This is a genomic window from Kitasatospora sp. MBT66, from assembly GCF_000710405.2.
Taxonomy (GTDB): Bacteria; Actinomycetota; Actinomycetes; order Streptomycetales; family Streptomycetaceae; genus Kitasatospora; species Kitasatospora purpeofusca.
In genome coordinates this window covers 742,249-750,450 of the sequence record NZ_JAIY01000006.1, presented here as the reverse complement: position 1 = coordinate 750,450, position 8,202 = coordinate 742,249, and the positions used below count along the sequence as shown (strand labels likewise).

Here is an 8,202-nt window from a genome sequence, read left to right as displayed (position 1 = left end):
CCAGGGGGATCGCGGCGACGTTGTAGCCGAAGGCCCAGAAGAGGTTGCCCTTGATGGTGCCGAGGGTCTTTCGGGAGAGGCGGATGGCGTCGGCGGCGGAGCGCAGGTCGCCGCGGACCAGGGTGAGGTCACTGGCCTCGATGGCGGCGTCGGTGCCGGTGCCCATCGCGAGCCCGAGGTCGGCCCGGGCCAGCGCTGCGGCGTCGTTGACGCCGTCCCCGACCATGGCGACGACCCGGCCCTCGCCCTGCAGCCGCTCGACCACCGCCACCTTGTCCTCGGGCAGCACCTCGGCGATCACGTCCTCCGCCGGGATACCGACCTCGGCGGCGACGGCCTCGGCGACGGCGCGGTTGTCGCCGGTGAGCAGGACCGGGCGCAGGCCGAGGGCGCGCAGTTCGGCGACGGCCCGGGCGCTGGTGGGCCGGACGGCGTCGGCGACCTCCAGGACGGCACGGGCGGCGCCGTCCCAGCCGACCGCGACGGCGGTCCGTCCGGCGGCCTCGGCGGCCCGCTTGGCCTCCGCCAGCTCCGTCGGCAGGTGCTGCGCCCATTCGGCGAGCAGGGCCTCGCGTCCGGCGACGACGGCGTGGCCGTCCACGACGCCCTGGACGCCGAGGCCCGGGACGTTCTCGAAGCCCTCGACGGCGGGCAGGGTGCCGAGGCGTTCGGCGGCTGCGGTGGCGATCGCGGTGGCGATGGGGTGCTCGGAGGCGTGTTCCAGGGCGCCGGCCAGGCGCAGGGCCTCGTCCTCGGCGGTGCCCTCCGCGGTGCGGACGGCGAGCAGGGTCATCCGGCCGGTGGTGACGGTGCCGGTCTTGTCGAGCACGACGGTGTCGACCCGGCGGGTGTTCTCCAGCACCTCGGGGCCCTTGATCAGGATGCCGAGCTGGGCGCCGCGGCCGGTGCCGACCATCAGGGCGGTCGGGGTGGCCAGGCCCAGGGCGCACGGGCAGGCGATGATCAGCACCGCCACGGCCGCGGTGAACGCCTCGGTCGAGCTGTCGGTGGCCAGCAGCCAGCCGATCAGGGTGCCGAGCGCGATCAGGATGACCACCGGTACGAAGACGGCGGAGATCCGGTCGGCGAGCCGCTGGGCGGCGGCCTTGCCGTTCTGGGCGTCCTCGACCAGTTGGGCCATCCGGGCGAGCCTGGTGTCGGCGCCGACCCGGGTGGCCTCCACCACGAGCCGGCCGCCGGCGTTCACGGTGGCGCCGGTGACGGTGTCGCCGACGGCGACCTCGACCGGTACGGACTCGCCGGTCAGCATCGAGGCGTCGACGGCGGAGGCGCCCTCCACCACCACGCCGTCGGTGGCGATCTTCTCCCCGGGGCGGACCACGAACCGGTCGCCGACGGTGAGCCGGTCGACCGGCAGTCGGACCTCGCGGCCGCCCTGGAGGACGGCGACGTCCTTGGCGCCGAGGTCCAGCAGGGCGTGCAGCGCGGCCCCGGCTCGGCGCTTGGAGCGGGCCTCCAGGTAGCGGCCCAGCAGGATCAGCACGGTGACGGCGGAGGCCGTCTCCAGGTAGAGCATGGACGAGGCGTCGGTGTCGCCGACCGAGAACGAGAACTCGTGCCGCATCCCGGGCATGCCGGCGTCGCCCCAGAAGAGCGCCCAGAAGGACCAGCCGAAGGCGGCCAGGGTGCCGAGCGAGACCAGGGTGTCCATGGTCGCGGCGCCGTGCTTGAGGTTGGTCCAGGCGGCGCGGTGGAACGGCAGGCCGCCGTACACCACGACGGGGCCGGTGAGGGCGAAGGCCAGCCACTGCCAGTTGGTGAACTGGAGCGCCGGGATCATCGACCAGAGGACCACCGGCAGGCTGAGCAGGGCGCTGACGAGCAGCCGGTCGAGCAGGGGGTCGGCCGACCCGGTGCCGGCGGCGGTCCCGGCGGGCGCCTCGGCCGGGGCGGCGGGCACGGGCGGGGGCGGGAGTTCGGCGGTGTAGCCGGTGGCCTCGACGGTGGCGACGAGGTCGGCCACGCTCACGTCCGGCCCGAAGTCGACTCTCGCCTTCTCGGTGGCGTAGTTGACGGTGGCCTCGACGCCGTCCATCCGGTTGAGCTTCTTCTCGATCCGGGCGGCGCAGGCGGCGCAGGTCATGCCGCCGATCGACAGTTCGACGCGCTCGCGGACGGCGGTCGGTCCCGCCGGGCCGGCTATGGCGCTCGTCGCGTCGGGGGAGGTGGAGCCCGGGGTGGAGGTGCTCATGTGCTGATCAGCTCCTAGGGGGAGGGGCGCGGCGGGGGGCGGTCGCCGACCCCGCCGCGCGGCGGGGGCTCTCAGGCCGAGCGGCCGACCAGCTCGTAGCCGGCCTCGTCGACGGCGGCGCGGACCAGCTCGTCGTCCAGCTGGTCGCTGGTGGAGACGGTGACGGTACCGGCCTTGGCGTCTGCGGAGACCTCCGTCACCCCGGCGAGGCCGGAGAGCTCCTTGCTCACCGAGTTCTCGCAGTGTCCGCAGCTCATGCCGGTCACGGTGTAGGTGATGGTGCTGGACATCGGGGCCTCCGAAGGTTCGGTACGGCCGCGAGCGTACGCCCGGGCCCTGCTCTTGGGAACACCATACCCTTGGGGGGTATTCCGTACGAGTGCGGATGGTGTGGTGTGGATCGCATTCCGTTTGTCGCGCCGCGTGCGGCCGGAACGTTTTCCGAGAGCAGAGCGTAGGCGTCCGGACACGCTCCGCTCGAATCCGCGCCGGTGGCGCGGGTGGATTCGAGTGCCGCGGGTCCGGATCCCTGCACCGGTGGGGGCGTCCTGGGTGGGGCCCCTCCCAGTAGTCGGACGGAGGGCCGTTCTGGTTCGATCCGGAACGGGGCGGATCGGAGCAGTGAGGGGGCGGGTGTTCGGAGCGGGCTCGGAGCGGGCTCGGAGCGGGGGCAGGGCGGGGCGCAGGGTGGGTGTCAGAGCGGGGCGGACGGGAGCTGGGTCGGGATCGGGGACCGCCGGTCGCCGCGGACCAGCCGGCGCAGCCAGTACAGACCGCCGAGCGCGACCAGCAGCAGCCCGGTGGTGTCGTACAGGGTGTAGAGGTGGACCTGCTCGGTGGTCGGGCTCGGCAGGCGGCCGAGCTCGAACAGGGCGCGCTGCCACTCGGCGGAGGTGCTGCGGGCCACCAGCCAGACCGCGATGCCGCTCGTCGAGTCCCAGAGCGCGTGCAGCGTCGAGACGCCCAGATAGGTGAGCAGGACCGGCGGGGTGAGCCGGAACCGGCCGCCGCGCCGCTCGCGGAACAGCACGCCGCCGAGCAGCGCCGTCCACAGGATGTGGCCGACCGGCGCCAGGACGCCGCGCAGGATCTCGGTCTCCACCAGGTTGCGCAGCGAGAGCCCGTCGGTGGTGAGTACGGCGTTGAAGGCGTATCCGGCGCTCTCGAAGGCGGCGAAGCCGGCGCCGACGGTGGCGCCCAGTACCAGGCCGTACCGCAGGCCGCTCACCCGCAGTCGCCGGCTGACCAGGACCAGGGCGGTCAGCTTGGCCGCCTCCTCGATCAGGCCGACGCCCAGGTGCGTCCAGGCCGAGGGCGAGAGCAGGCAGGTCTCCAGGACGGAGGCGCCGAGTACGCCGATGAGGCCGCCGACGCCGAAGCAGCCGAGGATCCGGTCGGCGCCGAGGCCGGTGGTGTGGCGTTCGTACGCCCGGGTCGCCACGGTGACCGGGACGAGGAAGCTGCCGAGCAGGACGATCGTCGGCACCAGGTTGCTGTTCCCGGTGAGGAAGGTGACGGCGACGGTCGCGATCCACAGCAGCAGTCCGCCGAGGAGGATCCGGGGCCACTGGGCGGGGCGGGCCGAGGGGCGTACGGACGGGGCGGAGAGGTGGGGGGTGTTGCGGTATCCGGACACCGGTGAGGGCTCCCTTGTGTGATCCGCTTTCGTCGCACTGTATGACGGATTGGGTGCTTTGGTACCTTTTGGCGCAGTCGGTGGAGTGACGGTGCCCGCGTCCGGGGGAGTGCCCGCGATCGGGGGTACGGGGCGGGTGCGGGGGTGGGCGGGTTGATCGTCCGTTATGTTCGATATGTGTTCCCGATCCGTCGAGCCCAGTCGCCGTCCGATCCGACCGGCGCCGGGCAGCCGCCGGCCCGGCGGCGCGGCGCGCTGCTCGCCGTCGACCTGCTCGACATCCCGTTCTGGCGCCGGGCCTCACCCGCGCTGCTCGCGATCGTGCTGGTCGGGCTCGCGGACCTCTACTCCGGCCGGGACCGCTACCTCGCGCCCCTGATGACCGTCGTCCCCAGCATCGCCGCGCTCACCCTGCGGCCGCTCGAACTGCTCGGCGTCTGCGCGCTCGGCCTGCTCGCCGTCTTCGGCCTCAGCCACTACGACGAGGTCGACACCATCAACGACGCCCGCTTCCTCTGGGGCGCGATGATCAGCTATCTGCTGCTCACCGTCTTCTCCGCCTGGGTCGCCAGGATCAGGATGCGCCGGGCCGCCGCCTTCGCCGCGGTCAGCTCCGTCGCGGAGGCCGCGCAGCGGGCTCTGCTGCGGCTGCCCGGGCCGGTCGTCGGACCGCTGCGCCTCGCCGTCCGGTACGTCTCCGCCGCCGACGCCTCCAAGATCGGCGGGGACCTCTACTCCGTCCTGGAGACCCCGCACGGCACCCGGGTCGCGGTCGGCGACGTGCGCGGCAAGGGGCTCGGCGCGGTGCAGACCGCCGCCGTGGTCCTGGGCGCCTTCCGCGAGGCCGCGTACGACGAGGCCGGACTGCCCGGGGTGGCCGCCAGGATCGAGGCCAGCGTGGAGCGGCACGTGCCGGACGGGGAGTTCACCACCGCGCTGTTCGCCGAGTTCCGCCGGCCCGGCACGGTCGAGCTGCTCCAGTGCGGGCACGTCCCGCCGATCCGGGTCGACCAGGACGGCCTGGCGCACGTGCTGGACGCGCCCGACCCCTGGGTGCCGCTCGGCCTCGGCCGACTGGCCTACGGCGAGCCGAGCACCTGGGACCAGACGTTCGGGACCGAGGACGTACTGGTGCTGTGCACCGACGGCGTGATCGAGGCCAGGCACCGGGACAACGGCGAGTTCTACCCGCTGGCGGAGCGGGTCGGGCCGCTGGTGCGCGGCGCGGCCCGCTCCGCCGCCGAGCTGGAGGCGGCCGTCGGCCGGGTCTACGCCGACCTGCTCGCCCACACCGGCGGCGAGCTGCGGGACGACGCGCTGCTGCTGCTCGTCACCCGCACCGACCCGGACTGGACCGCAGGTCCCTGAACCGGACCGCAGGGATTGTCGAGCAAGCGTGCACGCTGCGCACACACGACCGCGCCGATCGGGCCTAGGTTCGATGCCGCCGGGGGCCGCGCGGGGTCCCGGCGTCCGAGCCGGAGCGGGGTCCGCCCCGCCCGTCCAGCCACGATCGAGAAACCGGGGGATCGCCATGAGGCGACTTCATTCGCTGCTCCTCACCCTGTGCGCCGTCCTCGGCCTGGCGTTCGCCAACAGCGGCACCGCCAGCGCCATCACGTACAACCAGCTCCGCGACGGCTACTACCTGGGTGCGCCGCTGTGCGCCACCCCGCAGGGCAACAGCACGGCGAACGGAACCGTCGTGACCACCTGGAGCTGCACCGGCAGCGACCTCCAGCAGTGGACCTACCGCGGCGGCGGCTGGATCTACCACGAGGCCAGCGGCAAGTGCCTCACCCCGCGGGGCAACGCCAGCGCCGAGAACGGTGCCGTCCTCACCCTGTGGACCTGCGACTGGAGCTACACCTCGCCGCAGAAGTTCGTCGTCGCCCTCGACCCGATGAAGATCTACACGTCCTGGGGCGGCAAGTGCATCACCAACAAGGGCGGCTCGATGGGCGACGGTGCCTACCTGACCCTGTGGACCTGCTCCAACAGCAGGATCCCCGAGCAGGAGTGGTCGGTCTGACCGACGGCCGCCCCGTCCGTACGGACGCGCGCGAGCGGGGCGGAGCCGGTGGCGCCCCGGTCCCCGGCCCCGACGGCGGCCTCAGCCCGCGGTGATGTCGGCGAGGGCCCGGAAGAGCAGGGCGGTGGAGGCGGCGCCGGGGTCGCGGTGGCCGACGCTGCGCGGGCCGAGATAGGAGGCGCGGCCCTTGCGGGCCTGGAGCGGCTCGGTGTCCCGGGCGCCCCGCTCGGCGCCCCCGGCCGCCGCCGCGGCGGCCTCCGGCAGTCCGGCCCCGGCGGCCACCGCCGCCCGGTAGGCCTCCAGGGCGGGCGTCCAGGCGTCCACGAGGGTCTTGTCCCCCGGCTCGGCCCGGCCGAGGTCCCGGACCGCCCGCAGCCCGGCGGCCAGCGCCTCGCCGAACCCGGCGGCGTCGGCGGGCGGTTGTCCCGGCGGCAGCGCGGCGCCGATCGCGCGGAAGGCCTTGCCGTAGAGCGGGCCGGAGGCGCCGCCGACCTTGGAGATCAGGGTGGTGCCGGTCCTGGTCAGCAGCGCGCCGGGGCCGCCGTCCGGCGCGGGCGCGTCCGGGCCGTCCAGGACGGCGAGCACGGCGGTGAAGCCGCGTCGCAGATTGCTGCCGTGGTCGCCGTCGCCGATCGCCGAGTCCAGCTCGGTGAGCCGCTCGTGCTCGCGCTCGACCGCCGCGGCGATCGCGCGGACCCAGTCCTCGGCGAGACGGGTGTCGACGTCCATGCGGACAACTCCTTCAGGTGGCCCGGGCAGGTGGCAGGTGCGGGGCGGGTTCAGGCGCGCTTGAGGGCCGGGGTGTCCGCCGGGGCGTCCCACAGCTCCAGCAACTGCGCGTCGGCCTTGGTGAGGGTGAGCGAGAAGCCCGCCATGTCCAGGCTGGTCACATAGTTGCCGACCAGGCTGCGGGCCACCGTGATGCCGTGCTCGGCCAGCCGGGCGGCGACCTCGCCGAACGCGATGTACAGCTCCAGCAGCGGCGTCCCGCCCAGCCCGTTGACCAGGGCGATCACCTCGTCCCCGGCGGTCAGGTGGTGGTCGGTGAGGATCGTCGACACCACCTCGGCGACCAGTTCGCGGGCCGGGCGGAGCTTCTCCCGGCGGCGGCCCGGCTCGCCGTGGATGCCGACGCCGACCTCGATCTCGTCCTCGGCCAGCTCGAAGCCGGGCCGGCCCGCCGCCGGGACGGTCGCCCCGGTCAGCGCGATCGCGAACGAGCGGGAGGCCGCGTTCACCCGCTCGCCGAGGGCCGCCACCGCGTCCAGCGGCGCGCCGCGCTCGGCCAGCGCGCCCGCGATCTTCTCCACCGCCACCGTCGCGCCGGTGCCGCGCCGGCCGGCCGTCCAGGTGGAGTCCTCCACCGCGACATCGTCGTTGACCAGCACGGTGCGGACCTCGATGCCCCGCTCGGCGGCCAGCTCCGCGGCGAGCTCGAAGTTCATCACGTCACCGGTGTAGTTCTTGACCACGAACACCACGCCGGCGCCGGAGTCCACGGCCTCGGCGGCGGCCAGCACCTGGTCCGGGACGGGCGAGGTGAAGACCTCGCCCGGGCAGGCCGCGTCCAGCATGCCGGGGCCGACGAAGCCGCCGTGCAGCGGCTCGTGCCCGGACCCGCCGCCGGACACCAGGGCCACCTTGGGGGCCGGTGGCCGCACCGCCCGGGTGATCACCCGGGCGGCGAGGTCCACCGCCAGCTCCGGATGGGCGGCGGCCACTCCGGCCAGCGCGTCCTCCAGGACGCTCTCCGCGGTGTTGATGAGCTTCTTCACCTTGTACGCGCTCCCCTCGGCCGACGGTGCTGACCCGACGCTACGCCGGACGGGCCTCCGGCGTCCCGGAACCGGCCCGCCACCCGCAGTCTCACTCGAACGGAGTAACTGTCGGACGCCTGACGGGCTCTAGGGTCGGGGCATGAGTGGACACGTGGGCATCGTCCTGGTCTCGCACAGCGCCACGCTGGCCGCGGGGTTGAGGGAACTGCTGGGGGAGCTCGCCTCGGCGGAGGTGCGGGTGGTGGTGGCCGCCGGGACCGAGGACGGCGGGCTCGGCAGCAGCTACGAGCTGATCGCCCGGGCCGTGGCGGCCGCGGACTCCGGGGCGGGCGCCGTGATGCTGCCGGACCTCGGCAGCTCGGTGCTGACCGCGCTGACCGTGCTGGAGGACCAGCCCCGCCCGGGGGTCGTGCTGGTCGACGCGCCGTTCGTGGAGGGCGCGGTCGCCGCCGCGGTGACCGCCTCGACCGGGGCCGCGCTGGCCGAGGTGGTGGCCGCCGCCGAGGAGGCGCGCGGCTTCCGCAAGCTGTGAGCTGCAGCGTCG

At 74.3% G+C, this 8,202-nt stretch carries 8 protein-coding genes; 3 read left to right on the top strand and 5 right to left on the bottom strand.

Features of this window, described 5'->3' with window-relative positions:
• The 3 genes from BI06_RS15840 to BI06_RS15830 all read right to left on the bottom strand — a co-directional run.
• A partial coding sequence (locus BI06_RS15840) for a heavy metal translocating P-type ATPase (protein ID WP_043468726.1) occupies positions 1 to 2,212 on the bottom strand: 2,212 nt, incomplete at its 3' end.
• A gap of 71 nt (positions 2,213 to 2,283) precedes the next feature.
• Positions 2,284 to 2,502 (bottom strand): heavy-metal-associated domain-containing protein, encoded by a 219-nt coding sequence (locus BI06_RS15835; protein WP_030395102.1) that lies wholly within the window; start codon positions 2,500 to 2,502, stop codon positions 2,284 to 2,286.
• 404 nt (positions 2,503 to 2,906) lie between these two features.
• Positions 2,907 to 3,848, bottom strand: a complete 942-nt coding sequence (locus BI06_RS15830; protein WP_094745606.1) for a PrsW family glutamic-type intramembrane protease — start codon at positions 3,846 to 3,848, stop codon at positions 2,907 to 2,909.
• A 177-nt stretch (positions 3,849 to 4,025) separates the two neighbouring features.
• On the opposite strand from BI06_RS15830, the gene BI06_RS15825 reads away from it, so the two are divergent.
• Positions 4,026 to 5,216 carry a PP2C family protein-serine/threonine phosphatase gene (locus BI06_RS15825; RefSeq protein WP_043468725.1) on the top strand — a complete coding sequence of 397 codons (1,191 nt, stop codon included), beginning with the start codon at positions 4,026 to 4,028 and terminating at the stop codon, positions 5,214 to 5,216.
• 166 nt (positions 5,217 to 5,382) lie between these two features.
• Positions 5,383 to 5,880 carry an RICIN domain-containing protein gene (locus BI06_RS15820; protein ID WP_043468723.1) on the top strand — a complete coding sequence of 166 codons (498 nt, stop codon included), beginning with the start codon at positions 5,383 to 5,385 and terminating at the stop codon, positions 5,878 to 5,880.
• Between the two features lie 81 nt (positions 5,881 to 5,961).
• Here the strand turns inward: BI06_RS15820 and dhaL are convergent, their stop codons facing one another.
• Both dhaL and dhaK read right to left on the bottom strand, forming a co-directional pair.
• A complete protein-coding gene (gene dhaL, locus BI06_RS15815) occupies positions 5,962 to 6,609 on the bottom strand; it encodes a dihydroxyacetone kinase subunit DhaL (protein WP_030395098.1) in 648 nt (215 codons plus the stop codon).
• Positions 6,610 to 6,659: 50 nt separating this feature from the next.
• Positions 6,660 to 7,655 carry a dihydroxyacetone kinase subunit DhaK gene (dhaK, locus tag BI06_RS15810; RefSeq protein WP_043468721.1) on the bottom strand — a complete coding sequence of 332 codons (996 nt, stop codon included), beginning with the start codon at positions 7,653 to 7,655 and terminating at the stop codon, positions 6,660 to 6,662.
• A gap of 142 nt (positions 7,656 to 7,797) precedes the next feature.
• Between dhaK and dhaM the strand changes: the two genes are divergently transcribed.
• The gene (gene dhaM / locus BI06_RS15805; RefSeq protein WP_043468718.1) at positions 7,798 to 8,190 is read left to right on the top strand and encodes a dihydroxyacetone kinase phosphoryl donor subunit DhaM; all 393 of its coding nucleotides are present in this window, start codon (positions 7,798 to 7,800) and stop codon (positions 8,188 to 8,190) included.
• The last annotated feature ends 12 nt before the right edge of the window (positions 8,191 to 8,202 follow it).

What these genes read in the sequence shown, in the direction of transcription:
- BI06_RS15835 (WP_030395102.1), bottom strand. Translation starts at nt 2,502, where the DNA reads ATGTCCAGCACCATCACCTACACCGTGACCGGCATGAGCTGCGGACAC.
- BI06_RS15820 (WP_043468723.1), top strand. Translation starts at nt 5,383, where the DNA reads ATGAGGCGACTTCATTCGCTGCTCCTCACCCTGTGCGCCGTCCTCGGC.
- dhaL (WP_030395098.1), bottom strand. Translation starts at nt 6,609, where the DNA reads ATGGACGTCGACACCCGTCTCGCCGAGGACTGGGTCCGCGCGATCGCC.
- dhaM (WP_043468718.1), top strand. Translation starts at nt 7,798, where the DNA reads ATGAGTGGACACGTGGGCATCGTCCTGGTCTCGCACAGCGCCACGCTG.